Consider the following 16,839-nt stretch of genomic DNA (forward strand, 5'->3'; position numbering starts at 1 on the left):
TTCTGTTGATTAAGGGCGGGTAAAGTTTACCCGTCTTTTTCTTGTCCTCAGATTAACACGGAGGTGAAGAATTATTCCAAGGAATTTGATATTGAACGATCAAATTCGCGCTCGCGAAGTTCGTTTAATTAATGAAGATGGTGAACAAGTTGGTGTTGTTACTAAAACTGAGGCTTTACGCCAAGCAAATGTTGCAAATTTAGATTTAGTTCTAATTTCGCCTAATGCCAAGCCACCTGTTGCTCGTATCATGGACTATGGTAAATACCGTTTCCAGCAACAAAAGAAGGTTAAAGAATCCCGGAAAAAGTCTAAAACGGTTAGTGTAAAAGAAATCCGTTTAAGTCCAACGATTGAGGGTAACGATTTTAACACCAAGTTAAAACATGCGCGTAAGTTTATCACCAAGGAGGGTGCTAAAGTCCGCGTTTCGATCAGGTTCAGAGGTCGAGCAATCACTCATAAGGAACTAGGTCGTGAAGTGTTGGAAAAAATGGCTGAAGCCACATCTGATATTGCTACTGTAATTAGCAAACCCAAGATGGAAGGCCGTTCAATGTTCTTAATGCTCGCTCCGAAGAGTGACAAAAATAATTAGTTAATTTGGAGGAATTAGAAAATGCCAAAAATGAAAACCCACCGCGCTTCTGCTAAGCGTTTTAAGAGAACTGCTTCTGGTCAATTAAAGCGTCATCACGCTTTTACCGGCCACCGTTTCCACGGCAAGACTAAGAAACAACGTCGTCATTTGAGAAAGGCTGCAATGGTTTCACGCAGTGACTTGAAGCGCATCAAACAGATGCTCTCTCAAATGCGTTAATCAAATATATAAAACGATATTTAGGAGGAATTTTAGATGCCAAGAGTTAAGGGTGGAACAGTTACACGTAAACGTCGTAAAAAGATTATGAAGCTTGCCAAGGGTTACCGTGGCGCAAAGCATATGCAATTTAAAGCTGCAAGTACACAATTATTTGTATCTTACAGATATGCGTTTCGTGACAGAAGAAAACGCAAGAGTGACTTCAGAAAGTTATGGATTGCCAGAATCAATGCTGCAGCAAGACAAAATGATATTTCATATTCTAAGTTAATGCACGGCTTGAAATTAGCTGGTGTTGATATTAACCGTAAGATGTTAGCTGATATTGCTTATAACGATTCAAAGACTTTTGCAAAATTAGCAGAAACTGCTAAAAAGGCTTTAAATTAACCAAAAATGGCGCTTATGGCGCCGTTTTTTTATGTCGAAATTTAGCACTTGCAGTAGATAATTTGGTATATTAAACTAGTGCAATGATAGATAAGAAGGAAATTGAATGTTATTCAGACCACACTATACAATTGACACGATTTATCATTTAGATATTAAAGTGCTAAAGCAAATAGGCATCAAAGCTGTATTTTCAGATTTGGACAATACTCTTTTAGCTTGGAATGAATTTGAGACTGCTGCCAAAATGAATAATCTCAATAAGGAATTAGCTCAAGCTAGTATTAAGTTAGTTGTGATTTCTAATAATAATGCTAAAAGAGTAGGCAAAGTTTTAAATCCTTATCACATTGACTTTGTAGCCAAGTCTAAAAAGCCGTTGCCCTTTGCCATAACTAAAAAAAGAAAGAGTATGGGGTTAAAAAAAGACCAGGTTATGATGGTTGGTGATCAGTTAATCACAGATATACAGGCAGGAAACTTGGCTGGTGTAGAATCCGTATTAGTAAAACCGCTTATTCAAACTGATAAGTGGAATACACGTATTAATCGCTTTTTTGAGAAAATTATTTTTTTCTTTTTAAATCTTTCACACCCGGTTACATTTAAGGAGACATTAAAAAATGGATGACCAAATTATTTGTATTGGTTGCGGAGCAGTTCTTCAGGCTGATAATGCAGAAGAAGCAGGCTATTTGCCTGCCTCGCGTTTAAAACAGACGCAAGAAAGTGAAGCTGACGGCAACGATATTTATTGTCAGCGTTGTTTTCGGCTGCGCCATTATAATGAAATTATGCCAGTCGAGTCTGACAATGATGACTTTTTAAAATTATTAAATTCCTTGTCAGAGAAGAAAGCCTTAATTGTAAATATTGTAGACCTATTTGATTTCACCAACTCCTTGCTTTCAGCAATTAAACGCTTTATTGGAAAGAATGATTTTATTCTTGTTGGCAATAAATTCGATCTTTTCCCGCAAAATTCGCGTCAAAGCAAAATAAAGGATTGGATGCGACAAGAAGCCAATCGAATTGGGTTATATCCTAAAAAAATATTTCTGGTAAGTGCAAAAAGCAAGACTAATTTGCCAGAACTGATAGCGTATTTAGATCAAAACTCACATGATCAAGATGTTTATTTTGTAGGAACGACTAATGTAGGCAAATCCACCCTTCTTAATGCAGTTATTGACCAGATGGGTGACATCCAAAATTTAATCACCACTTCCCGCTTTCCGGGTACAACACTTGATAAGATTGAAATTCCTCTGGCAAATGGTCATTTTCTAGTTGACACACCGGGTATAATAACGGAAAATCAACTGGCTACGCGTTTGAATGCTCAGGAATTGAGTTTGATTTCACCGCAAAAGCAGCTTAAGCCTGTAACTTTTCAGCTTAATCCAGGTAACACTTTATTTTTAGCTGGATTGGGCAGAGTAGACTTTTTAAAAGGTGGGAAAGCAAGTTTTACGGTTTATGCAGCACGGGGATTATATATTCACAGGACTAAAACGGAAAATGCTGATAGTTTTTATGCCAAACACCTTGGTGAATTACTTACTCCACCATCACAAAGTGATGAGTTGCCGCCTTTAAAAGGACAGGAATATCATACTAAAGAAAAAAGTGATTTGCTCTTTGGTGGGATAGGTTTTGTTACCGTCCCGGCAAATTGCTTGGTTAGAATATACACACCAGATAAAATTGGTTTAGGTATTAGACGTGCATTAATTTAGAGGATATAATGATTGCTATTGCTAAAAATTATCAAAAAACGCCAACTGTTGAAGTAGCCGAAGAAAAAATAGAGTCTAAAAAAGGACGTCAAATCGGTATTTTGGGTGGAACATTTAATCCAATTCATTTAGGTCATTTAATAGTAGCGGAGCAAGTAATGACTAAACTCCATCTTGATGAAATTTGGTTTATTCCGACCAATATTCCTCCATTAAAGGATCAGCCAGTAGTTTCTGCACAAGATCGTGCAAATATGCTTGAGTTGGGTACTCAAGATAATCCTCGGTTCCAAGTAAAATTATTTGAATTATATCGTGGTGGAGTTTCATATACTGTCGATACCTTAAGATATTTACGTGAATCTCAACCTGAAAATCATTATTACTTGATTATAGGCAGCGATCAAGTTAATAATTTAGGTGAATGGAAAGAGCCTACTAAATTGGCTCAACTGGCAACTCTTGTAGGAGTTCAAAGAGCTGGATACCCCCAAAAAGCTGAATTACCAATGATTTGGGTTGATGTTCCTGCCATTGCAATTAGTTCTACCCTTGTGAGACAAACTATTGCGATTGGGGGCTCAATTAGATACCTTGTACCTGATACAGTAAGAAATTATATTCAGAAAAAAGGTTTATATCATGAATAATTTATTTTTCAAAAAGACTTATTCAGTTCTATCTAGTGCTGAAATTGTGGCTAAAGAAAAAAGTAATATGACTGAAGACCGTTTTGAACATTGTATTGGAGTTAGCAAAACTGCTAAAAAATTAGCAGAGTTAAACCAATATGATGAAGATAAAGCCGCATTAGCTGGATTTATACATGATTATGCAAAACAAGTTTCAGTTGAGGAATATCGTGAAGTTATTAAAACCAAGGGCTTTGATCAGGACCTGTTAAATTGGAATCGAAGCATTTGGCATGGTATTGTGGGTACATATTTTATCCAGAGAGATCTGAAAATTACTGATACAGAAATTTTAACGGCAGTACGCAGACATACAACAGCTGATGTTGAAATGACGACTTTAGATAAAATTGTTTTTATGGCTGATTATATTGAACCTGGCAGGTCGTTTCCAGGAGTTGAAGAAGCGCGTAAAATAACTTATGCTAATATTGACAAGGGAGTCGGCTATCAATTAGCACATACTCTTGAATTTTTAATTGAGAAAAGAAATAAAATTTATCCACGTACTTTAGACGCTTATAATGTTTGGGGTATTAAAGAATAAGGAGAAAAATTGACTAGTAAAGAAATATTGGCTTTTACTCTAAAGGCAATTAGTGATCGGCATGGAGAAGATACTGCAGCTTACGATATGCAAGGACATAGTATTTTAGCTGATTATTATGTTGTGACCAGTGCTGGTTCAAACAGACAATTACATGCTATAGCTAATGCTATCATTGATGAAGCCCACAAGGTTAATTATTACGATTATCGCGTTGAAGGCACGAGTGAATCAAATTGGCTTCTGCTCGATTTAGGCGATGTAGTTGTAAATGTTTTTACTGAAGATGCACGTGATTTTTACAATGTTGAAAAACTGTGGGTTAACGGCAAAAAATTAGAATTAAAGGAAGATTAGCTAACCATGAGTGTAGTAGGGATCATTGCGGAATACAATCCCTTCCATAGTGGGCATGAATTTTTAATGAATCAGGCTCGCTATATTGCAGGCAGTAAAGACCCGATCATTGTTGTCATGTCAGGCAATTATGTTCAGCGTGGAGAAATGGCAATTATGGATAAATGGTCTCGTGCGCAGGCAGCGCTTGAAAGTGGTGCTGATGTAGTACTTGAACTGCCATTTTCCACTTCGGTTGAACCAGCTGATTTGTTTGCACTTGGCAGTATCGACCAATTAGTCAAAGTCGGCGTCACTGACTTAATTTTTGGTGTTGAAGACGCTACACAAAATTATGCTTATTTAGGTAGTAAGATTGCTGAAATTCCACAAAGTCACATGGACTTTAATGATTACAGTCAAACGTATTCAACCCAATATAATCAAATGGTAGCAAGAGAAGTTGGTCATGAAGTTAGTGAGCCCAATGCGATTCTTGCTTTGGCTTATGCTGTTGCTAATCATAATTTGGGTACGCCCATAGTTTTGCATCCAGTTAATCGGATTGGTGCCGGTCATGATGATGTCTTGCAGAGCAATAAAGTTGTTCAAAGCGCCAGTGCAATTCGCAATATGATTCTCCATAATGAAACTAATTATACTTTAGAACAATGGCTGCCTAAAAAAGAGGTACAGCTTTTATTTCAGCAGAAAAATTATCCAAATTGGAATCTGTTGTTTCCATTCTTGAAGTATAAGTTGGAATCTTCTTCAGTTTCAGAATTGAGAAAAATATACCAAATGAGTGAAGGCCTTGAGTATAAAATGAAACATGAAATTCATGCAGCACAAACTTTTACAGAATTTTTACGAAGAGTAAAGTCAAAGCGTTATACTTATTCTCGCTTGCGTCGTCTTAGCCTGTATACGCTTTTAAATGTAACTCAGGAAGACATGATTGACAGCTTTAACCATGAATCGCTTTTACTTCTAGGCTACAGCAGACTCGGGAGAAAATATCTTAAAGAAATCAGAAAAAAGACTTCCGCAAATATTATTTCGAAGGTTGATCAAAAAAATACTAAAAATGGTTCGATGAAATTACAATTACGTGTTGATCGCTTTTTTGAACAACTTATGGCGGTTGATCAAAACTTTGGACAACGTCCGCTGGAGGTTTAAATGTTAACTTTAAATTTTACTCAAATAAAAAATAGTAATGAACCTCTGACTCATATTGAATGCGAGCTTAAATTAACAGAGGAATTTATTAAGCGAAGTCACGGTTTAGTTTATCAAGTTGATAATGTAATAGCCTCAGGTGATGCGTTTTACAATCAACCATATGTTACCGGAGACTTTCAAGTGCAAGCCAGTTTGATTGTTCCTTCTAGCCGCAGTTTGAATCCCGTTGAATATACAGAAAATTTTCACTTTAGTGAAAATTATACTGATATAGATGTGGCTAAAGAAGAAATTGATGAAAGTGACATCCCGATCGTAAAAGTAAAAAATGAAGTTATTAACTTGCAAAAAGCAGTTGAAGACAATATTTTACTGCATATCCCAACTACAATTTTGACTGCAGAAGAAAGAGAACAAAATATTTATCCTGAAGGAAAGGGTTGGGCTGTGATTTCAGAGGACGAATTTGATAAGAAAGAAAAGGAACAAATAAATCCTGCCTTTGCTAAATTAAAAGATTTATTTAAAGAAAATAATGAGAACCACAATTAGTTAAATAAGAATAATTGAATATAATTAGAAATCAGTATTGTTGAAATGCTGGTTTTTAATCTTGTTTTAAAAGCATTTTTAAAGTATGCTTTACTTGTTGACAAGAATAAAATTAAATTAATCAAAATTAAGTTTTAAAAGGATGACGAAAAATGGCAAGAATATTAATTGTTGAAGATGAAAAAAATTTGGCGCGTTTTGTGGAATTGGAATTAAAACATGAAAAATATGATACTGTGGTTGAAAGTAATGGTCGCAAGGCCTTAGATTTAGCTTTGAAAGAAGATTTTGATGCTATTCTGCTAGATCTTATGCTTCCTGATCTTAACGGTTTAGAAATTGCCCGTCGAGTTCGTCAAGTTAAGAGTACACCGATCATTATGATGACTGCACGCGATTCTGTCATTGACCGTGTCTCTGGTCTTGATCATGGAGCTGACGATTATATTGTTAAGCCATTTGCTATTGAAGAACTTTTGGCGCGCTTACGCGCAGTTTTACGCAGAGTAAAAATTGAAAAAGACGCTTCAGACGATTCCGTTGAGAAGAAAGTAGTTAAATTCAAGGATCTTACTATTGAAACTGCAAATAGAATTGTTCGCCGTGGCGATGGTAAAGCCGTTGATTTAACTAAGCGTGAATATAACTTGCTCATGACCTTGATTAAGAATAAGAACAACGTTGTTAGCCGTGATCAGTTGCTCGCAAAAATTTGGGGACCCGGTTCAAATATCGAAACTAACGTTGTCGAAGTTTATGTACGTTATTTACGCAATAAAATAGACGTTCCTGGTAGACAATCATATATCAAGACGGTTCGTGGAACTGGCTACATGGTAAGAGATGAGGATGATGAAAAGAAGTAAAAAGAGATCACAAAAAGAGACCAAGCACTCATCGCTTATCTTACGGTGGGTAAGCATCGTCGCTTTGACGATTATGGTCTCTTTTATTGTATTTTCCGTAATAATATATTCATTTGTTGGTCAGCAATCGATGGTCCAGCAAAAGGAAACATCAAATGAGATGGTAAGCAAACTCAATAGTAGTTTGAACAGAATTCCAAATCAATTAGAAATTGCAAACGTTGTTCCTGCATTAACACCATCGACCAGAGAAGTATTAAAAGGCAATCCTCCGATAGGTTCTGACGAACGCAAAAGCAGTGCTTTTAATGACGATTTGTTGTCATCACTAACAAACCCCGATTTGAGCGTAGTCGTTTATAATCTTAGACAAGAGGATGTCTTTGATAATGGTGGCAAACTTTTACCTTTTAAAAAAATAAAAAGTGACTATGAGATGACGCGCGTTAATAAAAATCATAAACAAGAATTAATCACTTATCAAAAGGTTAGGGCTGCTCATTCAGGAAAAGTGACAGGATATATTGTTGTTGCTAATAAAATGACCTACTACAATGGGTTAATGAAAGACCTTTTAAAGTGGATGGTGAGAATTTCTTTAATCGCCATTGTATTTTTTACCTTGGTAGCTTATATAATTGTTAGGGACATTGTTAAGCCTGTGAAAGAAATGTCACGAGTTGCTATGGAAGTTAATGATGATCCCAATAGTACAGTGAGAATCAAGGATTTTCACCGTCATGATGAATTGCAAGAATTAGCAGTTTCTTTTAACCAAATGTTAGATCGAATGCAACGTTATATTGATCAGCAAAAAGAATTCGTGGGTGATGTTTCTCATGAGCTCCGCACTCCTGTTGCAGTAATTGAAGGTCATTTAAACATGCTCAAACGTTGGGGTAAAGATGATCCGGAGATTTTGGAAGAATCAATAGATGCCTCTTTACAAGAAGCTAAAAGAATGCAACATTTAATTCAAGAAATGCTGGATTTAACGCGTGCAGAACAAATCAATGTGCAGTATCCTAATGCTGTTACCAAGGTTTCTGATGTTCTTAAGCGGGTTGTCGGTGATATGTCACTTGTTCACAAGGATTTTATTATCAGACTGGACATGGACGATTTACCTCTCGACACGGAAATCCAGATTTATCAAGGACACCTGGAGCAATTACTTGTTATTTTAATTGATAATGGTGTTAAATATTCCACAGACCGCAAGGAAATGAACGTTTCGGCTGGATTATCACAAGATGATGTACATATTATAGTCCAAGATTTTGGTGAAGGTATTTCTGAAAAGGAGCAAAGCAAAATCTTCAACAGATTTTACAGAGTTGATAAAGCCAGAACAAGAGAAAAAGGTGGCAATGGTTTAGGTTTATCAATTGCTCAAAAATTGGTTACCAGTTATCATGGAAAAATCAGTGTTGAGTCCGTAGAGGGTCAAGGCAGTCAGTTTATAATGGAATTTCCGGCACTTACAAAAGCTCAATCCAAAAAACTTCATAACCGTGAACAAGCTGAAAAAGCAAAGGAAGATAAAAAAGAAACTAAGTAAAAAGACCTTTTTAAGTCTATTGATTATTTGTTCATTGTAATCAAATATAGACTTAAAAGGTCTTTTTACTTCTTAATTTATATATGAGCCTGAAAGTTGGATCGCTTTTGGAACCCAATAAAACAACTAGGGCCGTCTTTGCTGCTTTCCTTTGTTGCGATTACGCAAGTTCTTGTGTAATTCTTTTGTTTGCTCAGACTGAACCGGAGAAGCCGTTTTAACATTAAGAAGCTCGTCTACTTTTTCTTTTGTTACTACTTCCTTGATAGGTTCACGTTTTAATTCCTCATCAACTTCTTTTTTAACTTTAGGCATAATGATAAAGGATACAATCAGTTGCTGGATGACAGAGAACACGTTACCAGCTGCCCAATATAAAGCAACGGATCCAGAAACCGAGAGGCAAATAAAGAGCGTCATAATAGGATTCATGAGCATCATTGACTGCATTTGCTTTTTTTGCTCCTGCGGTATGCCAATAAGTGAAAGGTAACCTTGTAAGAATGCAAAAATAGTTGCGATAACAGTCACCGAGATGGATCTGCTACTTAATGAAATGCCAAAGAATGAAGAACTAGCTAAGCTTTGTGAGTACATCACTGCATCATAAATTCCAATCATAATTGGAAACTGGATAATTAATGGCAAACACCCCATTCCACCTGTTAATGACAAGTGATTACTGGAATATAGTTCACGTTGCCAGCCAGCCAATGTCATTTGTTGGTCCTGGTTGAGATCTTTGCGCTTCATAGTATCCTGGATTAGCTTCATCTGCGGTTGCAAGCGCGCCATTTTTTCTTGCTGGGTAGTTGATTTCTTTTGCTGATTAAGCATTAAAGGCAAGAGAATCATTCTCACTACAAATGTCATTATGATAATGGCCCAGCCAGCCCCATTAGCTCCACCTATGATATTTGAGAAGTAGAGCATGATGTTTTGCATGGGTTTACCGATAAATTTATAGATTGACCCGTATATAAAGCCTGTTGGAGGCTTGTTAACCCCACCATTTTGTGCACAAGCAGTCACAAACAGCATGACTGCCAGACAAACACTAATTAATCCGATATATCTGCGAAATTTTTTCATTCAATTCACCCAATTATTATTTTTTGCCAATAACTAATATAATACATGAAAACCACTCATTTTGCTTACTTTTGTTAGTTTTTCTTTTTTGATATTTGAAATACGCGCAAATTGCGAAATATTCTTAGGCAATTCAGCACAAAATTGATTGACTCGGCTTAATTCAGCTTGTAAAGTAATTGTGACAGTTTCATCACTGTTATTGCGAACATTGCCAGTCATCCCCATTTTTTGCGCAAGATTTAATACGCTCCAGCGAAAACCTACACCTTGAACGATACCTGAAACGGTTAATTGCCAAGTTTCTTTTGAATCATTGGTCGGATTGCTTTTTCTTTTATTCTTGTGCTTGTTAAAAAATCCCATAATAATCCTTCCTAGTCCTGCTTTCTTGATTTTAACATTTTATCAGCTTGAAATTAAAATAATATATTGATGAAGATGAAAGAAGAGATTTAGATGTCAGAACAGATAACTTCCGTAAATAATAAGCTAATAAAAAATTTAACTAAATTAAAACAAAAAAAATATCGACAAGAAAATGGCTTATATATGATTGAAGGTTTTCACCTGGTTACAGAGGCTTTTAAGGCCAAAAAAAGCTACGAGTATCTTTTAGGGACTGAGGAAGCTTTAGCGGAGATCAAAGATATTTTTCCCCAACTAGTGGCAAGCCAAAAAACTGTCATAATCAATTTATCCGTTGCTCACCATCTTGCAAGTACAAAAAATTCTCAAAATATTTTTATGGTTTTAAAGATTGGTCAACCTCAAAACTATCATTTAAATTTTGGTAAGTGGGTATTGCTAGATCATCTGGCAGATCCTGGCAATGTGGGAACAATTATCAGAACTGCAGATGCAGCGGGATTTAATGGTGTCGTTTTATCCCCTGAAAGTGTTGACATCTATAATCCCAAGACTCAGCGCGCAATGCAGGGCAGTCAATTCCATATCAATGTAATTACGGAAAACTTATTAACAGTTATAAAAGAAATGCAAGATAATACCATACCAATTTATTCAAGTATGTTAGATAAAAACGCCAAGGAATTACCAGAATTTAAAAAAGTACAGCAAGTTGGTATTGTTATTGGTAACGAAGCACATGGCGTTACTTCAGAGGTAGCAGAAATCTGTGATCAGAAACTATATATTCCTATCAAAGGTCAAGCCGAATCTTTAAACGCTGCTGTGGCTGCCGGCATCATCATTTACTATTTCTCTTAACTCTTAATGCTTGTTTTTAGTAAGTATATTTAATATAATAAAAGGCGAAACAGACACTTTCTTGTGGGAGGGACAGTATCATGCCTCAAGGTATTAAGGACAAAAATTGTGCTGGTTGTGGTGCTCCTAATTATGAGTACTGTAAACATTTTATTAACGCATTTAAAATTATTGGTAAAAAGTGGAACGGTTTAATTATTAGTTCACTCTGTGCCGGAGATTATATGCGCTTTAAAGACTTAGCACAATGCGTGTTGCCTTGCTCTGACCGTGTTTTAGTTGAAAGATTAAAAGAATTAGAAAAAGAAGATATTGTTAACCGTTCAGTTGATGGTAAAACAAAGATTATTTCTTACAGTCTGACACAAAAGGGTGAAGAATTAAAGCCCGTTTTTGATCAAATTCATGGTTGGGCCGATAAATGGGTCTAATTTGTCTAATCCTCTTGCATGTTTTTTAAAAAAGATATATTCTATTAACTAATTACAAAGAGTAAGACTAGTAGCAGCGATCATTTAGTCAGAGAGACCTTTTTATTGAGCTGAAAGAAAGGTTTAAACGGAACTGTGAATTTCATCTTACTAGTAGAATCTAATCCATTCCGGTATTCACCGTTATCGAAACATGAGTGTGGGCTTTCTGAGTCCAAACTAGGGTGGTACCGCGAAGCTTCGTCCCTTTAGGGATGAAGCTTTTTTGTTTGATTTGAAAGGAAAAGTTTTATGGACTTATTTGACAGGTTAAAAGAACTGCGTGAAAAAGGTCTTGATGAGATCGATAAGGCTAAAAATGAAGAAAAGTTAAATGACGTTCGCGTTAAATTAACTGGTCGTAAAAGTGAATTGACAACCATTCTTCATTCCATGAAAGATATTGATCCCAGTGATCGCCGTGAAGTTGGACAAAGAGTTAATAAACTGCGTGATCTTTTTAACAGTAAGCTTGATGATGCTAAAACTGAGATAGTAGAGGCCTTAGTCGAAGAGCAGCTGGAAAAAGAAAAAATAGATGTCACTTTACCTGGAAGGGAAATGCATCTTGGTACAAAGCATCCAATCAATATCATTTTGGATGATCTCGAAAAATATTTTATTGGCATGGGTTATAAAGTTGTGCAAGGACCAGAGATTGAAACTGATCATTATTGTTTTGAAATGATGAATTTGCCAAAAGATCACCCGGCAAGAGACATGCAAGAAACCTTTTATATAGATGCTGAAGACTTATTACGTTCTCAGACTTCTGGTGACCAGGCACGAGTATTAGAAAAACATGATTTTGCCAAGGGTCCTTTAAAGATGGTAGGACCGGGTAAAGTATATCGCCGTGATGACGATGATGCTACTCACTCACATCAGTTTATGCAAATGGAAGGTCTGGTAGTTGATAAAAATATTACAATGGGTGATTTAAAGGGAACTTTAGAGTTAATGGCTAAGCATATTTTCGGTCAAGATCGTGAAACCCGATTGCGTCCCAGCTACTTTCCTTTTACTGAGCCATCAGTTGAAATGGATGTTTCCTGCTTTAATTGCAATGGCAAAGGCTGCTCCATTTGTAAATATACTGGTTGGATAGAAGTTTTAGGTGCTGGAATGGTTCACCCCAACGTTTTGCAAAATGCTGGAGTTGATCCTAATGTTTATGGCGGCTTTGCCTTTGGCGTGGGATTAGATCGTTTTGCCATTCTTAAATATGGTATAGATGATATCCGTGATTTCTATACTAATGATGTCCGTTTCTTAGAACAATTCAGCAGGGAGGAAAGATAAATGCTAGTTTCATACAATTGGTTAAAAGATTTTATTGAGTTAGACCAAGATCCCAAGGATTTAGCTGAAAAGATAACACGTACAGGTGTTGAAATAGCTGAAGTCAAACATCCTGAAGAAGGTATGAAAAAAATGGTTGTGGGCCATATTATTGACTGTGAACCTGTTGCTGGTACTCATCTAAATTTAACTCATGTTGATGTTGGTGAAAGTGAGACTCATCAAATTGTTTGTGGTGCACCAAATGTTGCCGCAGGAGAAGATGTAGTGGTGGCTTTACCTGGAGCCAGGATTGCCAATAATGTAAAAATTAAAAAAAGTAAATTACGTGGAATCGAATCAAATGGAATGATTTGCGGTTTACAGGAAATAGGATTTCCTGATAATGTCGTCCCTGAAAAATATGCCAATGGTATTTATGTTTTTCCGCAAGATGCAGACTTAAAACCGGGGCAATCAGCCTTTGAACCTCTAGGAATGGATGACTATATTTTTGACTTTGACATTACTCCTAATCGCGCTGATACGTTATCAATGGAAGGGTCAGCTTATGAGGTTGGTGCTATTATTGACACACCTGTCAGAGTTGAAGACATAACTCTCAAAGAAGATGGTCCGGACTGGACCCAAGATTTTACAGTAGATGTTGATCCTGAGCTTGCACCTAAGTTCTATTTACGCAAAATCAGTAATGTGAAAATAGGGGACAGTCCACTTTGGCTTCAAAGACGGCTTTGGAATGCCGGCATTAGACCCATTAATAATGTTGTTGACGTAACAAATTATATTATGCTTTTAACAGGCCAGCCGATGCACAGTTATGATGCTCGTGCTTTTAAAACAAATAAGTTAGTGGTCAGAAAAGCTGAAAAGAACGAAAAATTGACACTTTTAAACAATAAAGAAGTTGATCTTGATCCTAATGACATTGTTATCACGAATGGTGAAGAAGTTGTGATGATGGCAGGAGTTATGGGCGGTCTTAATTCTGAAATTGAAGCTGATACTACTGATGTTTTGTTAGAGTCTGCTATTTTTGATCCAACCTTAATTAGAAAAGCGGCTCTGCGTCACGCTAATCGAACAGAAGCTTCTAGTCGTTATGAAAAAGGCGTTAACTGGGATGCGACGACAAAAGCATTAGATATGGCTGCCTTTTTATTACGTAACGATGCTTCAGGAAAGATTGATCAAGGCGTGATTACGGGTAGTGCTGAGAAAAGGCAACCAGTACAAATTAAAACAACTATTTCTTACATTAATAAAGTTTTGGGTACTGCGATTTCTCCAACAGAGATAGCTGCTATTTTTTCCCGCTTGAATTTCAAGGCAGAAATTAATAGTGATGAGTTAACTGTTGATGTTCCTGCAAGGCGTTGGGATATTTCTATTCCGGCTGATTTGGTTGAAGAAGTTGGGCGCTTATATGGCTATGACAATATCAAGTCTACACAACCAGTTTTAGCTGAGACCCATGGAGGCTATTCCAAGACTGAAGAAACAATCAGGCATATTAAAGATATTGTTCGTGGTCAAGGACTAATAGAAGCAATTTCATATTCATTAACATCACCTGAAAAAGCAATTGCTTTTACAAAAGAACCTAAGAAACTTGTTAAAGTGCAAATGCCTTTGAATTCAAGTCGATCAACTCTAAGGCAAAATTTAATGACAGGCTTGGTTGATGCTGTTGGTTACAATATGGCTCGTAAACAAAATCAACTGGCAATTTTTGAGCAAGGACGCGTCTATGATTTCGACAATAATACCTATAATGAACATGAGCATTTGGCTACACTTTATACCGGTAACGCTTTCTTTGAAAATTGGCAACACGATAATGAAAAAATTGATTTCTTCTTTGTTAAAGGTCAACTGACAAATTTATTTTTAGCAATGGGCATTGATTTAAATGATGTTGAATATAAAGCTGAAATAATAATGGCTATGCACCCTACAAGAACAGCTGGTATTTATATTAAAGGCAATTATGTGGGTATGATTGGAATGATTGGTCGACCAGTAACTGAAACCAGCAAAACAATGAAAGGAAATGAGATCTACGGCTATGAATTAGATCTTGATATTATCGTGCCACTAATATTGAACCCGCAAACAACTGCACAAACTGCACCAAAATTCCCTGCGATTGAGCGTGATCTTTCTATCCTAGTAGATCAAGATGTTGCTAATCAAACAGTTGAAGATGTTATCAAAGCAAATGGCGGCAAGTACCTTCATGATTTGCGTATCATTGATGTATATCGTGGGTCTCATATTGCTGATGATAAAAAGAGCTTCGCATATCGTCTAACGTTTTTAAATGAAAATGATACATTAACTGATTCAGTTGTTAACGAGGCGGTGAATTCTATTGATTCAAGTCTCGAAAAGCAGCTTAAAGCAGAAATACGCTAATGGTTGACATTAATCGTTAAAGTAATATCATAGATCTTTGCAAAAAGAAATTTAACTTTAAGGAGTGGAAATTTAATGCCTGAAAAATCTTATCCGATGACTGCTGAAGGAAAAGAAAAACTGGAAGCAGAATTAAAAAATCTAAAAGTCGTGAAGCGCCCTGAAGTGATTGAAAGAATTAAAGTTGCTCGTTCTTATGGTGACTTGTCCGAAAACTCTGAATATGACGCTGCCAAAGACGAACAGAGCCATTTAGAAGATCGTATTAGCGTTGTTGAAGAAATGCTTAAGTATGCACATGTGGTTGACGCTAACTCTAGTGATCCAGATGAAGTTGCAGTGGGTAAAACAGTAACTTATACGGAAGTTGGTGAAGATGAACCAGAAACATATACCATCGTTGGTAGTGATGAATCTGATCCGATGAATGGTAAGATTTCTAACGATTCGCCAATAGCCCAAGCAATTTTAGGCAAGAAAAAAGGCGAAACAGTAACTATATCAACACCTGGTGGTAAATTTGATGTAGTGATCAATAAAGTAGAGGAATAGTTAGCAGTCTTTACAAAAATGTTTTACTATTTTCGATAAAAAAGACCAGAGCATATACGTTTTCTTAAAATGAAAAACGTAAAGTTCTGGTCTTTTTTGTGGCAGATTTAGTGACTGGTGAAATAGCGGTAATCTTTGCTTCTATCAAAGATTACTCCGCGTGCATTCTCACCGTTAGAAATTGAAAATTGTGCCTCTGGATATTTTTCCCGAACTTTATCTTCAAGAAAATCTCGCAGCATGTGATTGTTAGCTAGTACAGATCCGGTTAATGCAATTTTCATTGGTTTAGGGTTTTCATAACGATTCATGCCAATAATAATATCACGCGCAAGAAGTTCTGCTTGTTCCTTAATTACCTTTAATGCAAAAGGATTGCCGTTATCGGCTAATTGAGCTACATTCACTGCCATAGAAGCAAAGTCAGCGTTTGCTGTTTTATAAAATTTAGCAGTAGCGTCGTTGAGGTTGTCAACATTGAACAATTTATTGAACATAGGAATTAGTTCATTTTCTTCTCGTTTGTCCCAACTAAGCAGAGCTGATTTCAAGGCAGACAGAGCAATGGCATATCCGGATCCTTCATCACCTAAAATGGAGCCATATCCACCCGTTGTGATAATTCTGCCATTTTGCAAACCATTAAAAACAGAACCAGTCCCTGCAATTACTAAACCACCATCTTCACCTTCAAGACCATTATAAAGAGCTAGAAGGGAATCAGTAATTGCTCTAGTCGGTAAGTTATTAGCTTTTGCCGAAATTTCAGCTGCTATTTCCGGAGCATGACCAACCACAGATAAGCCAGCTATTCCGCATAAAATACGTTGGCAATCACCATCGATTTCATCAATTAACTTGTTAATAGCATTGGTAATATTGGTTATTGCATTGTCATAATTTGTATTTACCTGACCTGGTCCAGCTTTAGCACGTGCCAGTTCCTGACCTTTTAAGTCATAAGCAATTGCTATAGTATGGGTTCCGCCAGCGTCAACCCCAATTTGAAATTTAAGTGTCATAGTTTTGTCTTCTTTCTATAATTTTTCTCCCACCAATATTTTATTACAAATGAATAACTAAC

The 16,839-nt window shown here is 36.4% G+C and carries 20 protein-coding genes and 2 other annotated features (1 of these 22 only partly in view); of the genes, 17 read left to right on the top strand and 3 right to left on the bottom strand.

Annotation, left to right across the window (positions count from 1 at the left end; genetic code table 11):
- Nucleotides 1-48: a sequence feature (ribosomal protein L20 leader region), on the top strand (it extends 64 nt beyond the left edge of the window).
- Between the two features lie 37 nt (nt 49-85).
- The 12 genes from infC to LDM92_RS00355 all read left to right on the top strand — a co-directional run bounded on the left by infC (nt 86) and on the right by LDM92_RS00355 (nt 8,691).
- Complete coding sequence (gene infC, locus LDM92_RS00300) at nt 86-598, top strand: translation initiation factor IF-3 (RefSeq protein ID WP_045928312.1); 513 nt, start codon at nt 86-88, stop codon at nt 596-598.
- A gap of 21 nt (nt 599-619) precedes the next feature.
- Nucleotides 620-820 (top strand): 50S ribosomal protein L35, encoded by a 201-nt coding sequence (rpmI, locus tag LDM92_RS00305; RefSeq protein WP_034980158.1) that lies wholly within the window; start codon nt 620-622, stop codon nt 818-820.
- Nucleotides 821-856: 36 nt separating this feature from the next.
- Nucleotides 857-1,213 (top strand): 50S ribosomal protein L20, encoded by a 357-nt coding sequence (gene rplT, locus LDM92_RS00310; protein ID WP_187154985.1) that lies wholly within the window; start codon nt 857-859, stop codon nt 1,211-1,213.
- A 106-nt stretch (nt 1,214-1,319) separates the two neighbouring features.
- Nucleotides 1,320-1,844: a YqeG family HAD IIIA-type phosphatase gene (locus tag LDM92_RS00315; protein WP_223901561.1), complete on the top strand. Its 525-nt coding sequence runs from the start codon at nt 1,320-1,322 to the stop codon at nt 1,842-1,844.
- Complete coding sequence (gene yqeH / locus LDM92_RS00320; RefSeq protein ID WP_223901562.1) at nt 1,837-2,952, top strand: ribosome biogenesis GTPase YqeH; 1,116 nt, start codon at nt 1,837-1,839, stop codon at nt 2,950-2,952. Before LDM92_RS00315 ends, yqeH begins: the two co-directional genes overlap by 8 nt.
- Nucleotides 2,953-2,960: 8 nt before the next feature.
- Nucleotides 2,961-3,602, top strand: coding sequence for a nicotinate-nucleotide adenylyltransferase (locus LDM92_RS00325; RefSeq protein WP_223901563.1), 642 nt, complete (start codon nt 2,961-2,963; stop codon nt 3,600-3,602).
- On the top strand, nt 3,595-4,191 hold the full coding sequence (gene yqeK, locus LDM92_RS00330; RefSeq protein WP_223901564.1) for a bis(5'-nucleosyl)-tetraphosphatase (symmetrical) YqeK: 597 nt from the start codon (nt 3,595-3,597) through the stop codon (nt 4,189-4,191). Before LDM92_RS00325 ends, yqeK begins: the two co-directional genes overlap by 8 nt.
- 9 nt (nt 4,192-4,200) lie before the next feature.
- Nucleotides 4,201-4,548, top strand: coding sequence for a ribosome silencing factor (gene rsfS / locus LDM92_RS00335; protein ID WP_045928307.1), 348 nt, complete (start codon nt 4,201-4,203; stop codon nt 4,546-4,548).
- 6 nt (nt 4,549-4,554) lie between these two features.
- Nucleotides 4,555-5,709 carry a nucleotidyltransferase gene (locus LDM92_RS00340; protein WP_187154981.1) on the top strand — a complete coding sequence of 385 codons (1,155 nt, stop codon included), beginning with the start codon at nt 4,555-4,557 and terminating at the stop codon, nt 5,707-5,709.
- Nucleotides 5,710-6,264, top strand: coding sequence for a DUF177 domain-containing protein (locus LDM92_RS00345; RefSeq protein ID WP_223901565.1), 555 nt, complete (start codon nt 5,710-5,712; stop codon nt 6,262-6,264).
- Between the two features lie 152 nt (nt 6,265-6,416).
- The gene (locus LDM92_RS00350; RefSeq protein WP_045928304.1) at nt 6,417-7,130 is read left to right on the top strand and encodes a response regulator transcription factor; all 714 of its coding nucleotides are present in this window, start codon (nt 6,417-6,419) and stop codon (nt 7,128-7,130) included.
- Complete coding sequence (locus LDM92_RS00355) at nt 7,108-8,691, top strand: HAMP domain-containing sensor histidine kinase (RefSeq protein WP_223901566.1); 1,584 nt, start codon at nt 7,108-7,110, stop codon at nt 8,689-8,691. Before LDM92_RS00350 ends, LDM92_RS00355 begins: the two co-directional genes overlap by 23 nt.
- A gap of 126 nt (nt 8,692-8,817) precedes the next feature.
- Here the strand turns inward: LDM92_RS00355 and yidC are convergent, their stop codons facing one another.
- Together yidC and LDM92_RS00365 are read right to left on the bottom strand one after the other, a co-directional pair.
- The gene (gene yidC, locus LDM92_RS00360; RefSeq protein WP_223901567.1) at nt 8,818-9,783 is read right to left on the bottom strand and encodes a membrane protein insertase YidC; all 966 of its coding nucleotides are present in this window, start codon (nt 9,781-9,783) and stop codon (nt 8,818-8,820) included.
- 33 nt (nt 9,784-9,816) lie between these two features.
- A complete protein-coding gene (locus tag LDM92_RS00365) occupies nt 9,817-10,149 on the bottom strand; it encodes an acylphosphatase (protein ID WP_223901568.1) in 333 nt (110 codons plus the stop codon).
- 93 nt (nt 10,150-10,242) lie between these two features.
- Here LDM92_RS00365 and LDM92_RS00370 point away from each other — a divergent pair, with 93 nt between their 5' ends.
- The 5 genes from LDM92_RS00370 (at nt 10,243) to greA (ending at nt 15,755) form a co-directional block, all read left to right on the top strand.
- Nucleotides 10,243-11,013 carry a TrmH family RNA methyltransferase gene (locus LDM92_RS00370; RefSeq protein ID WP_223901569.1) on the top strand — a complete coding sequence of 257 codons (771 nt, stop codon included), beginning with the start codon at nt 10,243-10,245 and terminating at the stop codon, nt 11,011-11,013.
- A gap of 80 nt (nt 11,014-11,093) precedes the next feature.
- Entirely contained in the window at nt 11,094-11,444 is a 351-nt protein-coding gene (locus LDM92_RS00375; protein ID WP_046332312.1) for a winged helix-turn-helix transcriptional regulator, read from the top strand.
- Nucleotides 11,445-11,492: 48 nt separating this feature from the next.
- Nucleotides 11,493-11,695: a binding site (T-box leader), on the top strand.
- Nucleotides 11,696-11,735: 40 nt separating this feature from the next.
- Nucleotides 11,736-12,785 (top strand): phenylalanine--tRNA ligase subunit alpha, encoded by a 1,050-nt coding sequence (gene pheS / locus LDM92_RS00380; RefSeq protein ID WP_223901570.1) that lies wholly within the window; start codon nt 11,736-11,738, stop codon nt 12,783-12,785.
- Nucleotides 12,786-15,203, top strand: a complete 2,418-nt coding sequence (gene pheT, locus LDM92_RS00385; RefSeq protein ID WP_223901571.1) for a phenylalanine--tRNA ligase subunit beta — start codon at nt 12,786-12,788, stop codon at nt 15,201-15,203.
- A gap of 75 nt (nt 15,204-15,278) precedes the next feature.
- Entirely contained in the window at nt 15,279-15,755 is a 477-nt protein-coding gene (gene greA, locus LDM92_RS00390) for a transcription elongation factor GreA (protein ID WP_034980198.1), read from the top strand.
- 107 nt (nt 15,756-15,862) lie between these two features.
- Here the strand turns inward: greA and LDM92_RS00395 are convergent, their stop codons facing one another.
- Nucleotides 15,863-16,777 carry an N-acetylglucosamine kinase gene (locus LDM92_RS00395; RefSeq protein ID WP_223901572.1) on the bottom strand — a complete coding sequence of 305 codons (915 nt, stop codon included), beginning with the start codon at nt 16,775-16,777 and terminating at the stop codon, nt 15,863-15,865.
- Nucleotides 16,778-16,839: the final 62 nt, after the last annotated feature.

Origin of the sequence: Lactobacillus laiwuensis (assembly GCF_019972835.1) — a bacterium.
Classification (GTDB): domain Bacteria; phylum Bacillota; class Bacilli; order Lactobacillales; family Lactobacillaceae; genus Lactobacillus; species Lactobacillus laiwuensis.